Origin of the sequence: Flavobacterium sp. RSP49 (assembly GCF_003968735.1) — a bacterium.
Lineage (GTDB): Bacteria > Bacteroidota > Bacteroidia > Flavobacteriales > Flavobacteriaceae > Flavobacterium.
The window spans coordinates 186753-211598 of the sequence record NZ_RYDN01000001.1 but is presented as its reverse complement, the minus strand read 5'-3'; the positions used below and the strand labels follow the sequence as shown (position 1 = coordinate 211598).

Sequence of the window (24846 nt, the reverse complement as noted above, 5' to 3'; positions counted from 1 at the left end):
TTGTGTCGGTTTTTATCTGTTTAAAATTATTGAAAGTCAACTAGTGTTGCCTAAACAATAGTCGATTGTCCTATGTAAACATTGTCGTTATTGAAATACAATAATTCATCTTTGCTCAAAATATAATTGGATATAAAATCACCTACTTCATTGGTGCCAAATTTAGAATAGGGATTCAAATCTGCTGTGACGACATTTAATTCAATTGCTTTTTCTACCGCTTCATATACTTTTTTAGCTTCTAACTGAAGTCCAAAATGTTCTAAAAGCATAGCAGCAGATAATATTGAGGCAATTGGATTGGCCGTATTTTTGCCTTTTGCCTGAGAAAAAGTGCCGTGTACCGGTTTAAAAAGAGCACTGGAATTCCCTAGAGATGCTGATGGCAATAATCCAATGGCTCCTGTGATTACACTAGCTTCATCCGATAAAATATCGCCAAATAAATTTTCGGTCAAAATGACATCAAATTGTTTTGGATTAATAATGATTTGCATCGCGGCATTATCAACATAAAGGAAATCTAAAGTTACATCAGGGTAATTTTCGCTGATTTCCTGGACTACTTTTCGCCATAATCGTGACGTTTCAAGAATACTAGCTTTGTCTACCAGAGTCACTTTTTTTTGTCTTTTCTGAGCTGTTCTAAACGCTAAATGACTAACCCTAATAATTTCCTCATCGGAATACTCACATAAATCAGAGGCTAATGTGCCTTGTGCATTCGTCTTTTTTTCACTGAAATAAGATCCCCCGGAAAGCTCCCTGAAAATCACAAAATCAGTACCCTCAATGATTTTTCTTTTCAAAGGGGATAAATCTAATAAATCCTTATACGGTTTAACAGGTCTTATATTGGCATATAATCCTAATGCTTGTCTCAATTTCAATAAGCCATTTACAGGGCGCAATTTTGGATCATGATTGTTGTCGTATTTTGTATTGCCAACAGCGCCAAACAATACAGCATCTGTATTCAGACAAAGATTCAATGTTTGCTCCGGCAATGGATTTCCTGTTTTTTCAATCGCAACGGCACCTATTAGTGCATCTTCAAATACAAACTCATGATCGAAAACCACACCAATTGCATACAACGCTTTTTTTGCTTGTAAGGTAACCTCAGGACCTATTCCGTCTCCTGAAAGTACTGCTATTTTTAAATTCATAATAGTGCGATTTAAATTATAATAGAAATCAAAATATTTTAGTTGAGGATTAATTCCTTACTCATTTTACAGGCTTCAATTATTTGATGAATATCATCATCAAGGACTTCTTTTTTGATATCGGCAAACTTTAAAAATTCAACATAGACAACATCTAATTGCACTTTTGAAAGTTCATATCCAACTTTTTTGGCTCTGTAGGCCAATGCTGCTCTGCCACTTCTGGCGGTAAGAACAATTGATGATTCATTGACACCGACTTCCAACGGATCCATGATTTCATAAGTCGCTCTGTTTTTGATTACCCCATCCTGATGAATTCCGGAGCTGTGTGCAAAAGCGTTAGCTCCAACAATTGCTTTATTGGGTTGCACCATCATTCCCATACTTTCAGATACTAATCGGCTCATTTCATTCAGCTGGCGGGTATTGATATTGGTATCTAAATTCAAATACGGATGTTGTTTGAAAATCATCACTACCTCTTCCAGTGCTGTATTTCCGGCTCTTTCGCCTATTCCGTTTATGGTACATTCAATTTGTCTGGCTCCATTTACCGCTCCTGCAATTGAATTTGCGGTAGCCATTCCTAAATCATTATGACAGTGGCATGACAGGATTACTTTATCAATTCCTGTGACGTTTTCTTTTAGATATTTAATCTTTGCGCCATATTCTTCCGGCAAGCAATAGCCAGTTGTATCTGGGATATTAAGCACGGTAGCACCTGATTTAATGACTGCTTCACAGACTCGAGCCAAGAACTCGTTGTCCGTTCTGCCAGCATCCTCCGCATAAAACTCCACATCTTCAACATACGATTTAGCATGGGAAACGGCAAATTTTGCTCGGGCAATAATATCTTCTCTGGTAGTATTCAGCTTGTGTACAATGTGTGACTCCGAAGTTCCTATTCCGGTATGTATTCTTGGTCTTTTTGCATGTTTTAAGGCTTGTGCCGCAACATCTATGTCATTTTTTATCGCTCTGGTTAATCCACAAACAACTGCATTCTTAACGATTTTACTTATTTCTGAAACAGATAAAAAATCACCTGGACTAGATACCGGAAAACCCGCTTCGATGACGTCAACACCCATTTCGTCCAGTCGATTGGCTATGACTAGTTTTTGATTGGTATCTAATTTACATCCCGGAACTTGTTCGCCGTCTCTCAAGGTGGTATCAAAAATTTGAACTTTCTCTCTATTCATTTTCATTTATTTAATGTAATTTCACAACTTGATAACAAAAATATCTTTCATTACGTTAATATAAAACTCAATTTAATGAAATATACTGTTTATAAAGCAATAAAAAACTTAGTAAACAATTGAATTACAAAACATTAAGCTACACTATTCTACAATGGCTAACCATCAAAAAGATTTCTTGTTCGTATTAATTAAATCGCTTTCAAAATCTGAAAAAAGACAATTTAAGATTTTTGCCAGCCGATTAGAAACCAGTTCCAATACAAAATTCATCGAATTATTTAATGTTTTAGACAAATCAGAAGTCTATGAGGAGAAGCTTATTTTGAAAAGTGGGATTATCAAAAAAGTACAATTATCCAATCTGAAATCGTATTTATACAAACAAATTTTAGTAAGCATCCGATTGAATATTCCCAGTCAGAATATTCGATATCAGCTTAGAGAACAAATTGATTTTGCTGCTATTTTGTACAATAAAGGGCTGTACAAGCAAAGTTTAAAAATCTTGGATAAAACAAAGATTTTAGCGTTGGAAAATGACGAAAAACTCATGGCCTATGAAATTGTAGAATTTGAGAAACTCATTGAATCCCAATACATAACCCGAAGTATTCAAGGACGCGCAGATGAATTGGTTATTCAGGCTAAAGAACTGAATTATCGCAATACCATTTCCAGTAAATTATCTAATTTATCCTTGCAATTGTACGGTATTATGCTTAAAACCGGATATGTAAAAAGTGACGAAGAATACACCTATATAGATGATTATTTCAACAAGCATATTTCAAGATTTGACGAGAAAAAGTTCGGTTTCAGAGAGAAATATTGGTTTTACAATGCCAATCTTTGGCGAAGCTTTTTAGTTCAGGATTTTTTATCCTGTTACAAATATGCTTTAAAGTGGGTGACTCTTTTTTATGACAACCCAAGTATGATTCATTTAAATCCGGTGTTTTTCCTGAAAGGCAATCATTATTTATTGGAGTCTCTATACATGCTGAAGTACAAATCAAAATTCAAAAAATATTTATTACTGCTGGAAAATACCATAAAAGATTCCCATTTTCCTGTAAATGATAATATTGCATCTTTATCATTTCTGTATTTATATAATAATAAATTGAATTATCATATACTGGAAGGTACTTTTGCAGAAGGAGAATACTTAATTCCTGAAGTTCTAGGCAAGTTGAAAATACATACGGATCATCTTGATGAACACCACGAAATGCTGTTTTACTATAAATTTGCTTCTATATATTTTGGGAATGAAAAATATACAGATTGTATTTTTTATTTGGAGAAAATCATAAACAATAAAAATCTTTCCATGCGAGAAGATTTAATGTGTTTTGCCAGATTACTCTGTTTGATAGCTCATTATGAATTAGGAAAAGATTATTATTTGGAAAATCAATTGAAAAACACCTATAAATTCCTAATCAAAATGAATGATTTGCATGAAGTGCAAAAAGAAATTATTAAGTTTTTGAAAAATTTAAACTCCATTTATCCAACAGATATCAAAAAAGAATTTGTAAAAATGAGAACAAGATTTATAGAACTGGAGAAAAACACCTATGAAAAAAGAGCTTTCCTTTATTTGGATATTATTTCTTGGCTAGAGAGCAAAATCGAAAATCGAAAAATAAGCGATATCATTAAGGAAAAAGCAAAATTGAATAATCGATAAAATAAAGTGGAACTATGCCCTTAATAATTTAAACGGATGAACGGATTTTTTAAAACAATTCTCGCAGGTTACGGTGCCAAAAAACTAGGCGGCGGCTGTTTTGGTACAATTTTAATTTTCATAATTATCTATTGGATATTAGGTTATTTTTAGAATTAAAACGCTAAAAATAAACTACTTATAATTTAAAAATTAATACGTCAATAGTTCTTTTAGGTCATTTTCGAATCGGCCTTTCGGCAAATATTGATCTTCCAATGCTTTAGTAAACGGAATTGGTGTGTCTAAACTTGCCACTCGTTTTACAGGAGCATCTAAGTATTTGAAACAATTTTCCATTATCATTGCCGAAATATCACTGGCAATTCCACCAAACATACTGTCTTCCTGATAAATAATTACTCTTCCCGTTTTCTTTACCGAAGCAAAAATAGCTTCGGTATCCAAAGGTTGTAAAGTTCTTAAATCCAATAAATCCGCTGAAATTTCAGGATTTTTTGCTAAAGTATCCAAAGCCCAATGCACTGCGGCACCAAACGAGATGATCGTAACCTGATCTCCTTCTTTCAACAAAGCCGCTTTTCCTAGTGGAATCGTATAATAATCAGAAGGAACCTCTTGATAAACGCTTCTGTACAATTGCTTGTGTTCAAAAAACAGTACCGGATTTGGGTCGTTTATAGAAGTATTCAACAATCCTTTCGCATCATACGGAAATGCTGGGTAAACCACTTTTAATCCCGGTGTTTTAGTAAACCAAGCCTCATTGGTCTGCGAATGAAAAGGCCCAGCTTGTGTTCCGCCACCGCAAGGCATTCGGACTACAACATCTGCTTTTTCTAACCATCGGTAATGTGATTTGGCTAATAAATTCACAATTGGATTGAATCCTGTCGAAACAAAATCTGCAAACTGCATTTCCACAATCGCTTTGTATCCATTTATAGACAATCCCATTCCTGCCGAAACCACTGCACTTTCACAAATTGGCGTATTGATGACACGCTCTTTGCCAAACTGCGCTACAAAACCATCTGTGATTTTGAAAGCACCACCATAGTCAGCAATGTCTTGGCCCATAATTACTGAGTTCTCATGGCGTTCCATCGATTGTTTCAAACTACTAGAAATCGCATCAATAAAACGAATATTTTCTTTTTCTTCTGAAGGGTTAACTTGTTCAAATACATGCGTTTTATAAACATCATTTAGTTCTTCACTTAAATAAGCTTCAATCTCAGGTTCCGCATTGGCAAGAGCCAGACTTTCATCAATATCCTTCTTTATTTCAGCATGTAAAGCAGCGTCAAAATCCGCGGTAAGAACCCCATTTTCTGACAAGTATTTTCTATAATTTTCTACTGGATCTTTAATCGCCCACAGGTCCATTAATTCCTGCGGAACGTATTTAGTCCCACTCGCCTCTTCATGTCCACGCATCCGGAAGGTTTTAAATTCCAATAAAACAGGACGTGGATTTTCTTTCATCGAAGCCTTTAATTTAGATAATAAATTATAGACTTCCAGAATATTATTTCCATCAACAATATGGCTTTCCATTCCGTAGCCTTTTCCTTTATCGGCCAGGTTTTCGCAACGGTATTGTTCATTTGTAGGTGTTGAAAGCCCATACCCGTTATTCTCTATCACAAATAAAACCGGTAATTTCCAAACCGAAGCAATATTCAACGCTTCATGAAAATCGCCTTCACTTGTTGCTCCTTCGCCTGTAAAAACGGCAGTAACTTTTCCGTTTTTCTTTAGTTTATTGGCTAAAGCGATTCCGTCAGCCACACCTAATTGCGGACCTAAATGCGAAATCATTCCTATAATCTTGTATTGTTGTGTTCCAAAGTGAAAACTACGATCACGTCCTTTAGTAAAACCGTTGGCTTTGCCCTGCCATTGCGAAAAAAGACGGTACAACGGAATGTTTCTTCCAGTAAAAACTCCTAGGTTTCTATGCATTGGCAAAATGTATTCATCCGAATCTAAAACTGCCGTAACACCAACAGAAATTGCCTCTTGACCTATTCCAGAGAACCATTTTGATACTTTTCCCTGACGGATAAGAATCAGCATTTTTTCCTCTATCAGTCTTGGTTTCAGTATTCTTTTATATAAATCTAATAATTGATCGTCAGTAAGATTTTTTTTGTCAAAGGTCATTTTTCCGGTTTTATTATATGGTTCAAAGATAAAAAAATATAACAGTTTGATATTGTTTTGTTATATTTTTTTACATTGTTTGTACGTTTTAAAATTCAGATATAAAATTATTCTTTACATTTGTATCTGCAAGGTTTTTAACCTTCAAGTTATTAAAAAATATTTAAAAGTATGCAAAACATTCCTAGTGTTGACTTGCGTGATTTCCTTTCGGACGACCCGAAACGTAAACAAAAATTTGTAAATGAAATCGGAAGTGCATTTGAAGATATTGGCTTCGTAGCACTCAAAGGGCATTTTTTAAACGACCAGTTGGTTGATGAATTGTATGGTGAAATCAGAAATTTTTTCGCTTTACCTTTAGAAACAAAACACGGGTATGAAATTCCTGGTATTGGCGGACAAAGAGGGTATATTTCTTTTGGAACAGAGCATGCGAAAGGCAGAAAAGAAGGCGATTTGAAGGAGTTTTGGCACTTTGGACAATACGTATCCGAAGGTTCAAAATACGCTTCTGAATATCCTGAAAATGTCGAAGTAAAAGAATTGCCTCGTTTTAATGTAGCCGGTAAGGAGGCCTATCAAATGCTGGAGAAAACCGGTGTTTACGTTTTAAGAGCTTTGGCAATTCACCTTGGTTTGGATGAATTTTATTTTGACCAATATGCCAAAGATGGAAATTCAATCTTACGACCTATTCACTACCCACCAATCACGTCTGAACCAGAAAATGCTATTCGTGCTGCTGCTCACGGTGATATCAACTTGATTACTTTGTTGATGGGTGCGCAAGGTAAAGGGTTACAAGTGCAAAATCATAACGGAGAATGGATTGATGCCATTGCAGAACCGGATGAATTAGTGATCAATGTGGGGGATATGTTATCGCGTCATACGAATAACAAATTGAAATCGACCATTCATCAGGTGGTAAACCCGCCAAGAGAGTTATGGGGAACTTCACGGTATTCTATTCCGTTTTTTATGCATCCGGTGAGTGATATGAAATTGAATTGTTTGGAAAACTGTATTGATGCAGAAAATCCAAAAAAATTCGAAGACATTACTTCGGGAGCCTATTTATACGAACGTTTAGTAGATTTGGGACTTATTAAAAAATAAACTTAAATTTACTTCAGATACCAAAAGACATTAAGTGTATGCTTAATGTCTTTTGTTTTTTTTTAATGGTGGAGACTTAAAGAAAACAGCATAATTTTAACCACATAAAAACATAGATAGAACAGAATAATACAAACCATTTTTGAATTTACATAGCAATGTTTTACTGTAAAAAAGTAAAACGCATCATTCTATGAAATATGGCTATGATTCTATGTGGTAAAAAATAATTTAAATATAATATGGACTTACAAGACCAATTAAAAAACCTTTTTCCAGATCACGAACCATCGCCTGAAGAGCCGATTGAAAAAGTGGCACACGAATTATACGTTCAAAAAGAGCCTATGATTTGCAAATTCGAAAAACGAAAAGGAAAAGCAACCACTATAATTGAGGGTTATGAAGGAACCGACGCCGATTTTAAAATTCTTGCTAAGGAAATTAAAACCAAATTGAGCGTTGGCGGTACTTTTAAAGATGATTCTATCATTATTCAAGGTGATTATCGCGATAAAATAATGATTATTTTAAAAGAAAAAGGCTTTAAAGTAAAACGTGTGGGAGGTTAGATGTCATTGCGAGGTACGAAGCAATCTCATAAGGCTAAACCGCGCTTCATCTATAATAGTAATCTATCCAGCAAGATTGCTTCGTTCCTCGCAATGACTAGCTTAAAAGATCAAACAAAAAAACTATGATACAATCATCAGAATTAATATTAAATCCAGACGGTAGCGTTTACCATTTGAATTTAAAACCAGAACATATTGCACACGATATCCTCTTTGTAGGAGATCAAAATCGCGTGGAGAAAATCACACAGTTTTTTGACAGTATTGAATTTTCGACACAAAAAAGAGAATTCAAAACCCAAACAGGGATTTTCAAAGGCAAACGAATTACTGTAATGTCCACAGGAATTGGTCCTGACAATATTGATATCGTTATTAACGAACTGGATGCTTTGGTCAATATTGATCTAGAAACCCGTCAGCCAAAAGAAAAGCTAACTTCATTGAATATCATCCGAATTGGAACTTCGGGTTCTTTACAAGCGGATATTCCTGTGGACAGTTTTGTACTATCAAAATTCGGATTAGGTTTGGATAATATGCTCCGCTCCTATTTGATTGACGAAGTTTCGAATCTTGAAATGGAAGATGCTTTTGTAAAACACACCAATTGGGATTTACGAAAAGGAAAACCATACGTAATCGCATGTTCCGAAAAATTGGAAAAAATAATCGAAAGCAATAAAATGCACAAAGGAATTACCGCAACTGCCGGTGGTTTTTACGGTCCTCAAGGTCGCGTGTTGCGTTTGAATATTCAAGATGAAGCATTAAATTCTAAAATGGATAATTTTAAATTCGGTGACAACCAAATCACGAACTTGGAGATGGAAACTGCAGCTATTTATGGACTATCGGCACTTTTAGGGCACAATGCATTGTCATTAAACGCCATCATTGCCAATCGTGCTTCGGGAACATTTAGCAAAGATCCATACAAAGCCGTTGATGAATTGATTGCGTATACATTAGAAAAAATTGCTTTAGGATAGAGAAATTAATTTTCAAAATCTTCTCCAATTGTAGTTTTAAAAAAGTGCTGTTTAATTTTTTTAAAACTACATTTGTTTTTACAACAAAACGATAATGAAAATAATACTTACAGGTGCAACAGGAGTTTTGGGATCTCATATTATGTATGAAATTCTGGAGCTTTTCATCAACACTAAAATTGATGGAAAACTATTTATTATTGCACGAAACAAAGGAAAAAACTCCGCTTTAGATAGAATAAACGAACTTTTATCCAGCAGTTATACACCACAAATCATAAAAGACAAAGGGATAGCAAAACTGCACGAATACATTGAAATCATTGATACTGATTTGGCTGTCATTCAGGACACTTTTTCAAGCCAAATAAAAGATGCGTATTTCATTCATTCGGCTGGATTCGTGAACTTATCTACCGATGAAGAACAACGCGAAAAGATTTTTGAAGAGAATACTAAAATCACAAAATCCCTTTTCAATCTATTTCATCCTTTCATAAAAAAGTTTATCTACATCGGAACTGCTTTTTCATCTGGAAACCGAAAAGGACTAATTGACAATGATTTTCATAGTTTAGGATTCAAACCCGAGCATCGCAATGCCTATGAAAATGCTAAATTCCATTCGGAAAATTTTATAGCACAAGAATGTAAAAAAATTGGTTTGCCTTTTCAAATTCTGCGTCCAAGTGTGATTGGAGGCAAAATGTTAGGAACTGAAAATCCGTATTTTATTTCAAAATATATGGTTTTTTATCTTTTGGCAAAATTTTTTCATTTTACTTCCCAACGAAAAGGAGAACAAGAAAATGTGCGTTTTATCGTTAACGAAGACACCGTTTTGAACATTATTCCGGTGGATTATGTGGCAAAAGTGATTGTAAATACGTTTCAAAGAGACGATATTGAACAGCTTAATATTGTACATCATAAAAGTTTCAATATGGCAGATGGATTACAGTTAATCATGAGGGAAGTGGGGTACACTAATTTTACTTTGATACAAAATTCACTGGATTTTGCATATAAAAACACCATCGAAAAACTGTATTATGAAAGCATTGGCAAACATTTAAATCCTTATTTTACTACAGCTGCCAACGAATACGATACCACTTTGTTGAACTCCATTCTGGAAATACCCAAACTAGATCAGGAAGCCTTCACCAATATGATTCGGTATGCAAAATTGAATAATTTTAAAGATATTAATGTGTAATTGCTTCGTTCCTCGCAATGACATAATACCACTGCTATCAGGCTAAATCGTTAACCATGAAATTTCTAATAAAACATGAATCTTATTTTAGAAACCGACCGATTAATTTTAAGAGAAATGCTATTTTCAGATGCCGACGCATTATTTGAAATGGACAGCAATCCTAAGGTACATCAATATCTTTGGAACAAACCATTGACAGATATTAGCGAAGTACATTCCTATATAGAACTTGTTAGAGCACAATACTTTCGAAATAATATTGGGCGATTTGTGGTTCTTTTGAAAGAAACCAATAAATTAATGGGTTGGGCCGGATTAAAATACAACACTGAAATGGTAAATAACAAAGTTCATTTCTATGATATTGGTTATCGGTTAAATGAAAAATTCTGGGGCAAAGGATACGCCAGCGAAGCCAGTTTTGCCTGGCTGGATTATGGTTTTAATGTAATGAAAATAAAAATTATGGAAGCCGCAGCACACACGGATAATATTGCCTCAAACAGAATATTAAAAAAATTGGACTAAAAATGACGGAACAATATCTGGAAGATGGCGTTTCTTGGAATTGGTACGAATTAAAAAATCCTAACCTATAATGAACACAATAAAAATAGCCGGAGTTCCGGAACATTTTAATCTTCCTTGGCATTTAGCCATAGAAAGCGGAGATTTCGAAAAAGAAAATATCGATTTACAATGGACTGATGTTCCTGAAGGAACCGGAAAAATGTGTCAAATGCTCCGTGATGGCGAAACGGATATCGCCATAATCCTAACCGAAGGAATTGTAAAAGATATCCTTGCCGGAAACCCAAGTAAAATAGTGCAGCTGTATGTGGAAAGTCCATTAATTTGGGGAATTCACGTAGCTGCAAACTCCAATTATAAGACAGTAGCAGACTTAGAAAACACCAAAGTTGCCATATCTAGGTTGGGTTCCGGTTCCCAATTAATGGCGTATGTCAATGCCGATAATCAGTCCCGACTGCATTCAGGATGGAAAACAGATACTCTTCAGTTTGAAATTGTAAATACTATCGATGGAGCCGTTGAAGCCTTGACAAACGGAACTGCAGATTATTTTATGTGGGAACGTTTCATGACCAAACCATTAGTTGACAAAGGTATTTTTCGTAGAATTGCGGATTGCCCAACACCTTGGCCTTGTTTTGTAATTGCGGTTCGAGAAGAATTTTTGGAAAATAATCCAGTCCTTATTTCAAAAATTCTGGCAATCATTAATCAAACTACAGAAGATTTCAAAGATATTCCAAGCATTGACAAAACGTTGGCTTCAAATTACCATCAAAAAATAGAAGATATTCAAGAATGGCTGTCGTTAACACAGTGGTCACAAAAACCATTAACTGTTGAAATGTTAAACAAAATTCAAAATCAGCTTTTTCAACTTAAAATTATCGAGAAAAAAGGTACTTTTGAAGACATTGTAAAAGCAGTCTAGATTATTGTTTTTATGCTACCATGATAAAAATAAAAAAAATCAATTTTCAAGGAATTAAACAAAAATTTCAGGTTGCAAAACCTTGGGACGACGTTATTATTTTTGTCCTGAACATATTGATTGCCATTCCGGTTTTTATCATCTTACATCAGAATTTAATCAACCCAAATTGGCCTCTTAATATTGATAGAGTCGTTCTGTTTATAGTAATGATAGTCGTTATTCAAGTGCTCTTGCGGTTCATGAGAACGATTATTCTTTTTTGTATTATCCTTTATTTTTTAATTTTAATTTATGGTTCTACAATAGGGAATTATGGGTTTAACAGCGTTTTTGAAGATTACAATTCTATCATGTATACCATGTCAGACAATCCATATCCGCAAGATATTATCATAGCTAAGCTACTTCCTTTCCCTAGTAAATCTAAGATTATTAATGCGATAGAATATCAAAATCCTAAAATTAGAAATTTTGCAATTATGGCAACGTCAAAACATTTTAAAGATATAAAAGGGTATTCGGATTACAGGACTATTATCCAGTGTTTTGCAGTTTTCAAAGAAATTAACAATCGGTGGAACTACGTCAGCGATCCAAAAGGCGGGGATTATATAGCAACAGCCACGGAGTCCTTACTTTATTTTTCGGGTGATTGCGATGACCATTCAATATTAATGGCAGCCAGCATCAAAGCTATTGGCGGTACACCGCGATTGATTCATACCAAAGGGCACATTTATCCGGAAATTTTGATTGGTTCAGTTACTGATTTAGAAAAAGTAAATTTTCTAATTAAAAATATCCTTTTTGTAAATGAAAGCAAAGAAAAAAAACTCTTTTATCATGTTGATGAACGCGGCCAAATCTGGATGAATTTAGATTATACGGCCAGATATCCCGGAGGTCCTTTTTTATCAGAAGAAATTTTAGGAGCTTTGACCTTGAATTAATTAAAAGCTTTTTTTAGTACTGGTACTTCTCATTTGATAAAAATTATTGAATCTTAAAGAAAAACCAATTGCAGTATTTTCTAATTTTTTTGATACTTTTTGAGAGTTATTTTCCGCTCTAAATACAGAAGTATCCCGTTGTTACGTCATTTTATTCATTAATTTTTTCTATCTTAACCCAACTGAAAATTTTATTTTAATTAAAGTGTGCTATGGAAAATTCAAAACTCAAAGCCTTTATCCCTTTTTTTTACCTTGCTTGGTCAGACGATCTCTTAACTCAAAAAGAGTTTGTCACTTTGCAAGAGTTCATACGCTCACAAAAATGGATTTCCAGAAAAGAGCAGGATTTTCTACTTACAAAAGTAATGGTTTCAGCACCTCCTTCAAGAATAGAACTTGCGGAGTGGAAATTTGAAATAGATACTGCTATTGATCAGAATCCTTTGCTGAAATCTATATTTGATGTTTCAATGGTACTTGCAGAAAAAAATTCTGTTATCAAAGATCTTGCAACTGATTTTATGAAACTGGAAAACGATTTGGGAATTTTAGGTGAAGAAGCCGTTTCAAATTTAAAAAAAACGGCAAAAACCGTTACTTCAAATTATCATACGAGCAACACATTCGACATAGAAAAACTAACTCAGATTCTGGATGGCAAACAGTCTGCTATTATTAAAAAAGTGAAAACGGTCATCAGTCGACCAGATTTTGCCTATGAAACTTCAACTGATACAGCGGTATATCGTGAAAAAGTGTACGATTGGTGCACAATTCTTGCAAAAGAAAATCTGGGGAATATGGCGTATCCTAAGCAATACGGCGGCGGTGAAAATAGTGCCGATTATTTTGCTATAATGGAAACATTAAGCTACCATGATTTGAGCCTGGTTATTAAATTTGGAGTGCAATTCGGGCTTTGGGGAATGAGCATACAATCACTAGGTACCGAAAAACATTACAGCAAATACTTAAAAGATATTGGTTCGCTAAAGTTGCCCGGCTGTTTTGCCATGACCGAAACCAATCACGGTTCAAATGTAAAAGGATTAGAAACAACTGCTACTTATAACCACGACAACCAAACGTTTATCATTAATACACCACATGAAAAGGCGCAGAAAGAATACATTGGCAATGCGGCAGTACACGGTCAAATGGCTACGGTATTTGCTAAATTGATTATTGATGAAATGGATTACGGCGTAAATGCCTTTATTGTTCCAATACGGGATACTAATAGTACAATCCTGAAAGGCATTACTATTAGTGATTGCGGACATAAAATGGGACTTAATGGCGTTGATAACGGTACCATTCGTTTTGAAAATGTCGTTATTCCAAAAGAAAACATGTTGGATCGATTTGCTTCGGTAAATGATGAAGGAAAATTTGAAAGTCCAATTCCAAGTGACAATCGCCGTTTTTTTACGATGTTAGGCACTTTAGTTGGCGGCCGAATTGGGATTCCGAGATCTGCTTTGGCGGCAGCCAAATCCGGATTAACAATAGCAATACAGTATAGCGACTCACGCAGGCAATTTGGACCCGAAGGCGGTTCAGAAGTTCCAATCTTAAATTACAGAATACACCAACGCAGGCTACTTCCTTTGCTGGCAAAAACGTATGCCATTCATTTTGCGTTGCAATACGTGACAAATAGATACCTAGAACGAACAGAAACTGAAATGCCAGAAATTGAAGCCTTGGCTGCCGGAATGAAAGCGTATTCAACCTGGAGTACTACTGCTGTTTTGCAGGAATGCCGTGAAGCCTGCGGTGGCAAAGGATACCTATCAGAAAACAGGATCGATGCCTTGAAAAATGATACCGAAATCTACACAACCTTTGAAGGGGATAATACGGTATTAATGCAATTAGTTGCTAAAAACAGGTTGTCGGAATTCCGCAAGACATTTGGAGAAATGGATGCTATGGGTATAATAAATTACGTTTTTGAGACTGCTAAAACTGCTATTGCTAAAAAAAATCCTATTATAACCCGAAAAACAGATGAGGATCATTTATTAGAGGATGCCTTTCATCTGGATGCCTTTCAATATAGGGAAAAAACGATATTGGCATCGGCAGCAAAACGATTAAAAAAACTGATTGATGGTGGACTTGAACCTTATGATGCCTTTAATGTGGTGCAGCACCACATGATTGATGTGGCTCAGGCATATCTGGATCGAATTGTTCTGGAGCAGTTTCAAAAAGCCGTACAAGCTATTGAAGATCAGAAAAACAAGGAAATAGTGACAAAATTATGCCAGTTGTATGCGCTTTCACAAATGGAGAAAAATAAAGGCTGGTATCTTGAAGATGGCTACATGGAGGGGATAAAAACAAAAGCCATACGCAAGATGGTCAATCAGCTTTGCTGGGAAATAAGGCCGGATGCTGTCTCATTAGTAAAAGCATTTGACATTCCGGATAGTTGTCTTGCAGCACCAATTGCATTATAAAGAACTAAAAACATTTTATTTCATAGGCAAAAATGATTTTTCTTGTAAAACACCCTAACATAGGAGAAATTAAGAAGAATTATGCATGTGCTCAATGAAATTTAATCTCTTAATGGTAAAATTCTATTTTTAAAATCTAAAACGAAATCGCCAAAGAAGTCGTCAAAAACACATTACTATCTATTGGATTGTGGTTTTTCAAAAAGATATCGTCTTTACTGTTCAAAGTTCTGGCTTCTATTCTAAACATCATATTGTCTGCTGCCAAATAATCAAAATTAGCCGAAAAACCATACGTTTTAAATCCGTTTTCTGTTTCTGTAGCAATAATAACCCCTTTTTCATCCTGATAATATTCCGCTCTTGCAGCCAATTGAATTTTAGGGGTTGGCTTGTATTGCGCCATCAAAACAGGTGAAATCCAAATGTCATATTGGCCATTTTTTGTTGCGGTTTGTTGCACACCAATATCAAAACCAGCAATCAGACTTGTCGTTTTAGATACTTTAAATTGCCCGTAAAAATTATTAAAATAACGCCATTTTCTATCGGTATCCGGTTGTTCGTTCCCTATATACGTGCTCCAGTTCAATGCCATTTTAGCATTTGGTTTGTAAGTAATTTGTGTTCCAAAAGCCGGAGTCTGGTTCCCGTCAATTTTCTGAATGCGTTGCCAGCCGTTTAGATACATTGCCGCCAAATACCATTTTTCACTTTTAGAGGTATACCCAATTTTCACTCCCGTTTCATAATATGGAGAATTATCAGCCAAAATACTTCTAGTCAGAGTCATACAATCTTTCCCAATAGCACTTTCAAAACCAATATGTGAGGGCATAATTCCCGCATCAACCCACAGATTGTGGCCTTTCGAAATTTTTAGCCCAACATTCGCCTCATATACGTTTTTCAACAAATCTGGTTCTGAGGCTAAATTATATTGGGCATACGTTCCGGCCATTAAAGCAAAATTAGCACGAATATTATCTTTGGAATAATTCAATTTCAAAAGACCTAAATTCAAATTGACTTCATTGTGCTTATTATGACTGTAAAAAAATCCCGGACGCACATGATGGTTTGGATTCCCAAAATCAAAACTGTAATACGTTTCTAAATATCCTGAGAACGTCAATGGACTTTTACAGGTTTCTTGAGCATTAATTGTTGTAGATCCTAAAGCTATTAAAGCAGTAACTATTATTTTTTTCATTGTTTTAGTCATTGCGAGGAACGAAGCAATCTCATCCTCATTATTTATTTTAAGAGCTAATCCCGCTATCATTCCAATCTTTTATCTCGTTAAAAAAAACGAGACAAAAGGATTTTCCCTTCTATCGGGGCTAGGCCTTTTGGGGTAAAAAAGCTTTTTATTTTCCTGAAAGGATTCTAAAAACCTTGTAGGTATTAATTTTTTTCCGTTCCAATTTGTCATTTTGATGAGGGAGGGAACATTATTTCAACGCATCCAAAGCTACATTCAATTCCAGAACATTAACTGTTGAAGTACCCATTATTGTTGGCTTATTAATTTTAGTTTCTACCAGAGCTTTTACTTTTGATAACTTTCTTTCTTTGGCCACTCGTTGCACCTGAATTAAAGCTCCTTCCGGGGAAATATTCGGGTCCAATCCACTTCCCGAAGCCGTAACCATATCGGCAGGAATTGCTCCTTTTTTCAAATACGGATGAACGATCAAAAACGTATCAATTCTCTTTTGTATCAAAACCAGATATTCCGCATTACTGGGTCCTTTGTTACTTCCAGCGCTTCCTGCCACGTTATAATCCACCGCCGACGGTCTACCCCAAAAGTAATTGGATTTATCGAATTTTTGTCTAATTTTTTGATAGCCTACTACTTTTCCGTTTATTAAAATAATTTCTCCTTTTCCTTTGTTTGAGGCTAATTGAGCAATTCCAAAAATCGCCATTGGATAAATAACCGCTAATAAAACGACCATAAATAAGGTCAATTTTAATATTGAAAATATATTTTTCATTTTTTTGTAGAGACGTTGCATTGCAACGTCTCATTGTATTTTTACATAAATAAAGCCACTGCCATATCGATCAATTTAATTCCGATAAAAGGAACAATCAATCCACCTGAACCGTAAATCAACAGGTTTCTTTTTAGGATGGAACTCGCGCCAATCGGCTTATAATCAATTCCATTTAATGCCAGTGGAATCAATATCGGAATTGTAATCGGATTAAATATTACCGCTGCTAAAATAGCACTTTCCGGGCTATGCAAACGCATGATATTCAAACCTTCCAGTGCGGGAATCGCCGTAATGAAAAGCGCTGGGACAATAGCAAAATATTTGGCAACATCATTCGCAATCGAGAAAGTAGTAAGCGTCCCTCAGGTCATCAACAATTGTTTACCAATTTCAATAATTTCAATTAACTTGGTTGGATCATTGTCTAGATCAACCATGTTTCCGACTTCTTTGGTAGCTTGTGTTCCGCTGTTCATCGCAACACATACATCGGCTTGTGCTAAAGCAGGTGCATCATTCGTACCGTCGCCCATCTTGGCCACGAGTTTCCCGTTTTGTTGCTCGTTTTTGATTTAGTTCATCTTATCCTTAGGCTTGGCTTCGTCAATAAAATCATCAACACCAGCAGCTTCTGCAATAAATTTGGCGGTAAGCGGATTATCTCCGGTAACCATCACGGTTTTCACCCCCATTTTACGCAAACGCTAAAAACGTACTTTCATTCCCGTTTTAATAATATCCTGCAATTCGATAACCCCTTGCACTTGGTTGTTTTTGACCACCACCAACGGCGTTCCTCCTTTAGATGAAATAGCAATCACTCGTTGCGCCGTATCCTCAGGAAAAACGTTCCCTGCCTGAAGCGCAATGTTTTTTTGCCCGCACAATGTTTCCGCTAAGGATTGCGGTTTTTGTGATTTCGGCAAATCGTTCTGCCTGTTTGTAAATAGTATTTACTTGATTTTTCATTAGAATGAATTTTATGTTCTTCATCGCTTATGCCAAAAGGTGTTCCAAGAAATCACAATCACAAATAATGTCAAGTAAGCAAACAACTTACGGCTTACGTACCAAAAAAGGGCATAAAAAAAGCCTATCAAAATGATAGACTTTTCTCAAAAAAATAGGGTTTCATTAGGTAAAAAAAAAGGCGTATACGATTTTATAAACCTTGCAGGAGTGACTGACCTGAGGTTTTAAAAATCGTGTAGGTCTATACTTTACATGAAACATATATTTTTTGCTTCTTGTGAATACTTGTTTAGCCTATAAAATTATCGGCTATGAAACTAAAAATGATTTGAGATAAATGATATAAACTATTTTTTTTTAGAAAAAAACCTCCAAAATCAAATGACTTTGAAGGTTTGCAAATTATGGTGGTCCATCCGAAACTGTTTACGAACCATTTCATGCAGGATATAAAGAAGTTGTTTCTAAAAGATTGTGAATGATTTTAAATATCAGTCTTTATTTATACAACCGATCCTTTCTTAACAAATTAATCTTCAGGTCTACATATTGCAGCCGAAGGTTGTTTTTTAGCACTTCATATTCTGCAGAAATAAACTGATTTTTTACTGATGAATATAAAATAGCTTCCACTTTTCCACTTTCAAATTTGGCTTGGGTAGTGGCCAGAGATGCCTTCGCATAAGACTGTTTTTGGTTCAATTTATCTTGAAACTCCGTATAATTTCTTTTGTTTTGATTTTCTAATTCAATTTGATTGCGCAAGACTTGTTTTGTCTGTTCGATAACCAGATTTGTCTTTTCACTAACTATTTTTGAAACACTAATTTTTTTAGCATTCCTAAATCCGTTGAAAACCGGAATTGTCAATTGCATTGCTATCTGGTGACTTTTATTCGCTTCTAATTGAGTGAAAAAAGCATCCGTGTTTGAATTCATCTGGTTTAAAGTTTTATAATAAAAAGAGGAAAACCCGTAATAGGCTGATAACACTGGCAAATTGAAAGCGCGTTCTACACGAATCGATTTCAAACTGTTTTCGTATTGGAGTTCCGCAAGCTTTATTTTAGGATTAAATATTTGTTGATCAAAATCTTCGGTGGCTCTTTCGTTAAAATAAGACACCAATACAATTGCATCATAAAGGCTCGTATCGCTAACATTCATGAGTTGGAACAATTGCATTTTTTTAATAGCATACAATTGTTCGGTTTCCAAATTTCGGTTTTCTTCCTCCGAAAAGCTCAATTGCATATCATACAAATCGCTTTGAGGTTTGCTACCAATTGCTACTTCTTTAGTTACTCTGTCCAAATTAAAAGCAGCTTGTTTCAGTTGTTCATTTTGGATTTTAGATAATTCCTGAGTATAAAGTGCCTGATAATAGCTTTCCAAAAGCTGCAGTTTATATTCGTTTTCTAAAACTTCTTTTTCGGCTTTGGCTTGTTCGATATTGATTTTATCTTTTTGAGCATTCGCAAATGCGCCGAAATCAATCAGATTCGTTCTGGCATTGAGATAAAAATTATCACTTTGAAAATTAGAACTTACCCTTGCATTAGTGGCTGGGTCAATCGTGGAACCTAAAATGTAGCCTTGTTGTCCATTTAAATTGATAGTTGGCAACATTCGATTTAAAACCGAATTTTGTGATCGCTCTGTTCTTTTTATTTCTAGCTGCCTAATTTTTATTTCGATAGTATTCCGCAAACCCGTTTCCATGCATTTTGTTAGCGACCAAGAATTTTCTTGACCGCTGGCAAAAGCACTAAAAATTAAAAATAAAAGTGTTATCACTGTTTCTTTATTCATATTTTAAATATTTCAAAACATCTGTTTTTGTTGCTTGATAGGCTCTTGATAAAACAATGATTAACGTTAAAACCAATAGTATAATAAAACCAAAAAGGAATGGAAACAAGGTCATTTCAATTTTAAAAGCAAAATTCTCTAACCACATATTCAACAAATAATAAGTAGGAAACAAAGCAATTAAAAAACCAATAATGCAATACAAAATATATTGTTTAGACAATTCTTTCAGTAGCACATTCGTTTCTGCACCAAGGGTTTTACGGATGGCTATTTCTTTCATCCTACTTTGTATCGAATACGAAGCCAAAGCAAACAAACCAAAAAGAGCAATGCCAATCACCACAAAATTTAGCAATGAAAATAGGTTCTTTTGTTTTACATAAGATTCATATGTTCTTGCATATTGTTTGTCTACAAAATCATATTTAAATGGGTAGTCAGTATCAACCGTTACCCATAATTTGTCAATATCAGCAATCGTATTTTCAATATTATCCGATTTTAGTTTTACGAAAACCTTATTGATGTTTTGAGCAATATCTACGGTTTTAAGATGAAAGAAATACATTCCTGACACCTCTACTTCAGGACTTAATAAATTAAAATCTTTAACAACTCCTATGATTTTTAACTTTCGTTCTTTAACAATAAGTTCTTTTCCTATTGGCTCTTTCATACCCATTAGTTTTTGGGCTGTTTCATTAATTAGTACAGAAGTAATGGTGTCTGTAGCGTATTTTTTATCAAGTCCCCTACCTTTTATGACTTTAATTTTCATCATTTCAAGCAAATCGTAATCTACCGCAATTGTTCGTCCTTTAAAAAGCTCTTCTTTATACAATACTCCACCTAATGAATCGTCTGAACCATCGAATGAAACCAGACCTGTAGAAGATTGTTCAACTCCTTTTATTTTAGCCAATTCTTGTTTAATAGTACTGTATTTGTTGTAAATATTTTGTCCAACCTTTTTCACTTCATAATCGGAATTAGGAAAATTCAAATTAATTTCAATCACTTGATCTCCTTTAAAACCTAAATCTTTATTGGTTAGATAATCGATTTGCTGATACACAATATAAGAACCAACAATAAAGAAAGTAGCCACCATAAACTGGAAAATCAACATTCCGTTACGCAACCAGGTTCCGTTTTTACTTCTTCCAAAATTGCCTTTCAGAACTTTTAAAGTTTCAAAATTAGCAACATAAACGGCTGGAAGTATTCCTGCCACCAAAACTGTAATACTGAAAATCAGAATTAATTGCAAATAAAACTGACTGCCAATTATTCGTAAACGCTTATTTAAAAAATCGTTGTAATACGGCAAAGTCAACTCAACAATAACCAATGCTAGTAAAATCGAAAACAAACTTATTAGAGCAGTTTCAAAAATAAATTGAATAACAATAGTACTTTTTGAAGCACCCACAACTTTACGAACCCCAATTTCTTTAGCACGTTTAACTGCATTAGCTGTAGCCAAATTGATATAATTTACAATCGAAAGAATGAGTATTAAAACAGATAACCCGACCATAATCAACAAAAACTGATAATTCCCTCTGCCTTCAGGATATCCATCTGCAATAGAATGTAATCTCGCTTCTGAAAGTGGCTCTATAACTACATTAAAATAACCTATTTTCTTAGCCATTTCCTCGGGAGTAAACCCCTCCAGCTTAGCTATTCTTTCAATGAAATCGCCATTATACATTCTTTCCAAGCTCTTTCGAGTATTCTCAATTTTTGACGGATCTTTAACTTTTAAAAGTAATTTAAGGACAAAAGGAGATGTCGTATTCCCACTCGTCCATTCTTTCATTTTATTCATCACGACATCTGGAGCAATTGAGGAATTCCCTGGAATATTATACACAGCGCGTACCACAAACATTTGATCCAAACATTTTATTTGTTTTCCAATTGGATTTTCGTTACCAAAAACTCGTTTAGCAATATCATCTGAAATAGCAGCACTTGAATCATCTTTTAATGCCGAAACAGCATCTCCCTTAATAATTTCGAATGGAAATAGCGAAAAGAAATCAGCTTCAACATTGATAATTTTATCAACTATTTCTTTCTTGCCTTTGTAGATAATTTTATCCTTTTGATACCAACTGTCAGCATAAACGATCTTTTCTACATTAGCATCTTTATCTAAAATAGGTTTTAGGAATAAAGCACAATCTGAAAAAACGGGCATTCCTGTTAACTCTACTAAAACCTGATGCACTTTGTCTTTTTCGGGATTCCAGGCGTCATAACTTTGTTCGTCGTTCCAATATAGTAAAGCGAAAATTAAGCCTGCAATTCCTATTGCTAGTCCGAAAACATTGAGAAATGAAAACAGTTTGTTTTGCTTTAAATGATAGATGAATATTTTTATATAGTTTAATAACATTATTTAGGTTTTGGTTAGTTATAAAAGGGTATAAATCTTTTTAATTATTCGTATTTTAAATATTTTAAAACATCCATTCTGGTTACTTGAAAAGCTTTTGCCAAAACAACAATTAATGTTAAAAACAGTAAAGACAGAAAAGCAATTGCAAAAGGAAGAATTTGAATTGTAATTCGGTATGCAAAATTTTCGAGCCATTTTTCTAATAATAAGTAGGCTGGAACAACGCCAATGACAAAACCTGCTGCACAAAAAACTATATATTGCTTTGATAATTCTTTGAGTAAAACATTGGTTTCGGCACCCAAGGTTTTTCGAATAGCGATTTCTCGTAATCTTCGCTCCATAGAGAAAGAAGCCAAAGCGAACAAACCGAAAATGGCAATAAGAACAACCACCACATTAAGGATTGAAAATAGATTTTTTTGTTTTACATATTCCTTAAAAGATCGTGCGTATTTTTTATCTACAAACTCATACGAGAACGGATATTCGGTATCAACTTTAGTCTTCCAAAATTGTTCAATATCGCTCATCGTTTCTTCAATATTTTCTCCCTTTACTTTTACAAAAATTGAATTTACACCTTGCAACATCAATGGCATTGTCTTTAGATGCGTAAACACCATTGGTGCGTTTTTTTCTTGAGGTCCTCTTAAATTGAAGTCTTTGACAACGCTGATTATTTTGAATTTCTCACCATCACGAGAAACAATTTCTTTTCCTACTGGCTGTTTGATTCCTAATATTTTTACAGCTGTTTCATTAACCATTACATTATTGATGGTGTCTGAAGCGAATTGAGAATTGAAATACCTTCCTTCACTTAATTTGATATTCATCATTTCCATCATTCCAAAATCAACAGCCATGTTTAGCCCTTGAATGCGAGCGTTTTGAAAAACATAATCGCTTGAAGAACGTGCACCATTTCCAAAAGAGAAATTTGCAGTAGCCACTTGATTAACGCCTTTCATTCTGCTCAATCTATCTTTTGTTGCCAAATAGTTCTTAAAAAAATCGTTCTTATAACTTGCCTCAGATTGTTTGTCAAATTTTTTCAGAAAATCAATTTCAATAACTTGATCACCCTTAAAGCCAAGGTTTTTATTGGTTAAGTAATTTACCTGTTGGTAGACAATCGTTGTGCCGATAATAAAAAAAACAGCTATAGCAAATTGAAAAACCAACATACTGTTGCGCAACCAAATTCCAGTCTTACTTCTGTTAAAATTCCCTTTTAAGACTTTTTGTGCTTCAAAACTTGAAATATATAGCGCTGGGAAAAATCCTCCTAATAAAACCACTGTTCCGAAAATAAATAACAATTGCAAATAGAATTGACTACCATAAATTTTCAAATCTTTGTCTAAAAGTTCATTATAATAAGGCAATGAAATCTCGACAATTACTAATGCGAAAAGAATAGAAAGGAGAACAATTACTAGTGTTTCCGAGATAAATTGAAATGTGATATTCCTTTTACTTGCACCCAGTACTTTGCGCACTCCTACCTCTTTTGCTCTCTTAATAGCACTGGCAGTAGCTAAATTTATATAATTAATAATGGAAAGAATCATTATTAAAATAGACAATCCTGCCATTATGATTAAATATTGATAATTTCCCACTCCTTCTGGATATCCCCAACCTCCTACTAATGAAGAATTGAGACGAGCCTCTTTAAGTGGTTCTAGATTTATAGCAACTATCCCATTTTCTTTTATTTGCTGTTGTAAACTAATATTGGCTTCTTTAGCTTCGGGTTTAATAACATTATCAATAAAAAGTTGCTCAATTTTTCGTTCTACTAACTCTTTTTTAGAATTATCCTTAAGTTTTATAAGTAAACAAAAATTAAAAGTCTCCCATTGGTCTAAACTCTGTGTTATAACTTTTTTAAAGTTATCTGTCATCACAACATCAGGAGCAAAAGAGCTTTTCATTTCATTTTTATAAACACCACTAACGGTATAAAAGTTTTCTCCAAATTTTATTTGCTTACCTATTGGGTTTTCTTTGTTAAAAAAAGTATTATAAATTTTCTCAGAAATAGCAATAGAAGAATCATCTTTTAAAGCATTTTTAGCATTTCCGAAAATAAAAGGAAAGGGGAAATAATCGAAAAATTTGTTTTGAGTATTAAATGCCTTCGCTATTTTTTGTTTTCTCCCATTATAGCTAAACAAATCTGAATCATACCAATTATAGCTGTAATTGTAACTTGCTACATTGGGATCATTTTTCAAATATTGTCCTATGGGAGCAACTGTATAAGGCCATTTATTGTTGTTCAAAGTATTTATAACCATATAAACGTTATCCTTTTCAGGATTCCATTTATCATAACTATGTTCGTCATTCCAATATAAAATGGCGAAAATCACGCCTGCAATACCAATGCTCAAACCCAAAACGTTGAGAAAAGAAAACAATTTATTTTGCTTTAAATGATAGAGAAATATTTTTATCCAATTGAGAATCATAACTTTTTGATTGATTTAATTTTGATTGATGAAGTTTAAGTGGTTTACAAAAGTATTTTGCAAAGCAACTTAAAAATGATTGTGATAATTGATATGAGAATAATTA

At 34.3% G+C, this 24846-nt stretch carries 17 protein-coding genes and 1 pseudogene; 9 read left to right on the top strand and 9 right to left on the bottom strand.

Annotation, left to right across the window (positions count from 1 at the left end):
* Positions 1 to 50: 50 nt before the first annotated feature.
* Both leuB and EKM02_RS00900 read right to left on the bottom strand, forming a co-directional pair.
* Positions 51 to 1169, bottom strand: a complete 1119-nt coding sequence (gene leuB, locus EKM02_RS00905) for a 3-isopropylmalate dehydrogenase (protein ID WP_126451596.1) — start codon at positions 1167 to 1169, stop codon at positions 51 to 53.
* Positions 1170 to 1207: 38 nt separating this feature from the next.
* Positions 1208 to 2383, bottom strand: coding sequence for a 2-isopropylmalate synthase (locus EKM02_RS00900; protein WP_126451595.1), 1176 nt, complete (start codon positions 2381 to 2383; stop codon positions 1208 to 1210).
* Between the two features lie 154 nt (positions 2384 to 2537).
* On the opposite strand from EKM02_RS00900, the gene EKM02_RS00895 reads away from it, so the two are divergent.
* A complete protein-coding gene (locus EKM02_RS00895; protein WP_126451594.1) occupies positions 2538 to 4082 on the top strand; it encodes a hypothetical protein in 1545 nt (514 codons plus the stop codon).
* Between the two features lie 192 nt (positions 4083 to 4274).
* Here EKM02_RS00895 and EKM02_RS00890 read toward each other — a convergent pair whose 3' ends face one another.
* Positions 4275 to 6251, bottom strand: coding sequence for a thiamine pyrophosphate-dependent enzyme (locus EKM02_RS00890; RefSeq protein WP_126451593.1), 1977 nt, complete (start codon positions 6249 to 6251; stop codon positions 4275 to 4277).
* Between the two features lie 171 nt (positions 6252 to 6422).
* Here EKM02_RS00890 and EKM02_RS00885 point away from each other — a divergent pair, with 171 nt between their 5' ends.
* From EKM02_RS00885 to EKM02_RS00850, 8 genes are all read left to right on the top strand, one after another.
* Positions 6423 to 7373: an isopenicillin N synthase family dioxygenase gene (locus EKM02_RS00885; protein WP_126451592.1), complete on the top strand. Its 951-nt coding sequence runs from the start codon at positions 6423 to 6425 to the stop codon at positions 7371 to 7373.
* A gap of 242 nt (positions 7374 to 7615) precedes the next feature.
* Positions 7616 to 7945: a translation initiation factor gene (locus EKM02_RS00880; RefSeq protein ID WP_126451591.1), complete on the top strand. Its 330-nt coding sequence runs from the start codon at positions 7616 to 7618 to the stop codon at positions 7943 to 7945.
* 125 nt (positions 7946 to 8070) lie between these two features.
* Positions 8071 to 8940 carry a nucleoside phosphorylase gene (locus EKM02_RS00875; RefSeq protein WP_126451590.1) on the top strand — a complete coding sequence of 290 codons (870 nt, stop codon included), beginning with the start codon at positions 8071 to 8073 and terminating at the stop codon, positions 8938 to 8940.
* A gap of 94 nt (positions 8941 to 9034) precedes the next feature.
* Positions 9035 to 10159: an SDR family oxidoreductase gene (locus EKM02_RS00870; RefSeq protein ID WP_126451589.1), complete on the top strand. Its 1125-nt coding sequence runs from the start codon at positions 9035 to 9037 to the stop codon at positions 10157 to 10159.
* 75 nt (positions 10160 to 10234) lie between these two features.
* On the top strand, positions 10235 to 10690 hold the full coding sequence (locus EKM02_RS00865) for a GNAT family N-acetyltransferase (protein ID WP_234423126.1): 456 nt from the start codon (positions 10235 to 10237) through the stop codon (positions 10688 to 10690).
* Between the two features lie 70 nt (positions 10691 to 10760).
* Complete coding sequence (locus EKM02_RS00860) at positions 10761 to 11627, top strand: substrate-binding domain-containing protein (protein WP_126451588.1); 867 nt, start codon at positions 10761 to 10763, stop codon at positions 11625 to 11627.
* Positions 11628 to 11647: 20 nt separating this feature from the next.
* Complete coding sequence (locus EKM02_RS00855; RefSeq protein WP_126451587.1) at positions 11648 to 12580, top strand: transglutaminase; 933 nt, start codon at positions 11648 to 11650, stop codon at positions 12578 to 12580.
* Between the two features lie 212 nt (positions 12581 to 12792).
* Positions 12793 to 15051 (top strand): acyl-CoA dehydrogenase, encoded by a 2259-nt coding sequence (locus EKM02_RS00850; RefSeq protein WP_126451586.1) that lies wholly within the window; start codon positions 12793 to 12795, stop codon positions 15049 to 15051.
* Positions 15052 to 15187: 136 nt separating this feature from the next.
* Here EKM02_RS00850 and EKM02_RS00845 read toward each other — a convergent pair whose 3' ends face one another.
* The 6 genes and pseudogenes from EKM02_RS00845 to EKM02_RS00820 form a co-directional block, all read right to left on the bottom strand.
* Positions 15188 to 16264: a porin gene (locus EKM02_RS00845; protein WP_126451585.1), complete on the bottom strand. Its 1077-nt coding sequence runs from the start codon at positions 16262 to 16264 to the stop codon at positions 15188 to 15190.
* 241 nt (positions 16265 to 16505) lie between these two features.
* A complete protein-coding gene (locus EKM02_RS00840; RefSeq protein ID WP_126451584.1) occupies positions 16506 to 17054 on the bottom strand; it encodes a K(+)-transporting ATPase subunit C in 549 nt (182 codons plus the stop codon).
* 41 nt (positions 17055 to 17095) lie between these two features.
* A pseudogene (locus EKM02_RS00835) lies at positions 17096 to 17935 on the bottom strand (HAD-IC family P-type ATPase); the annotation flags it as partial.
* Positions 17936 to 18530: 595 nt separating this feature from the next.
* On the bottom strand, positions 18531 to 19844 hold the full coding sequence (locus EKM02_RS00830; RefSeq protein WP_126451583.1) for a TolC family protein: 1314 nt from the start codon (positions 19842 to 19844) through the stop codon (positions 18531 to 18533).
* Positions 19837 to 22254: an ABC transporter permease gene (locus tag EKM02_RS00825; RefSeq protein ID WP_126451582.1), complete on the bottom strand. Its 2418-nt coding sequence runs from the start codon at positions 22252 to 22254 to the stop codon at positions 19837 to 19839. The genes EKM02_RS00830 and EKM02_RS00825 overlap by 8 nt, the downstream gene beginning before the upstream one ends.
* A 44-nt stretch (positions 22255 to 22298) precedes the next feature.
* Positions 22299 to 24740, bottom strand: a complete 2442-nt coding sequence (locus tag EKM02_RS00820; RefSeq protein ID WP_126451581.1) for an ABC transporter permease — start codon at positions 24738 to 24740, stop codon at positions 22299 to 22301.
* Between the last annotated feature and the right edge of the window lie 106 nt (positions 24741 to 24846).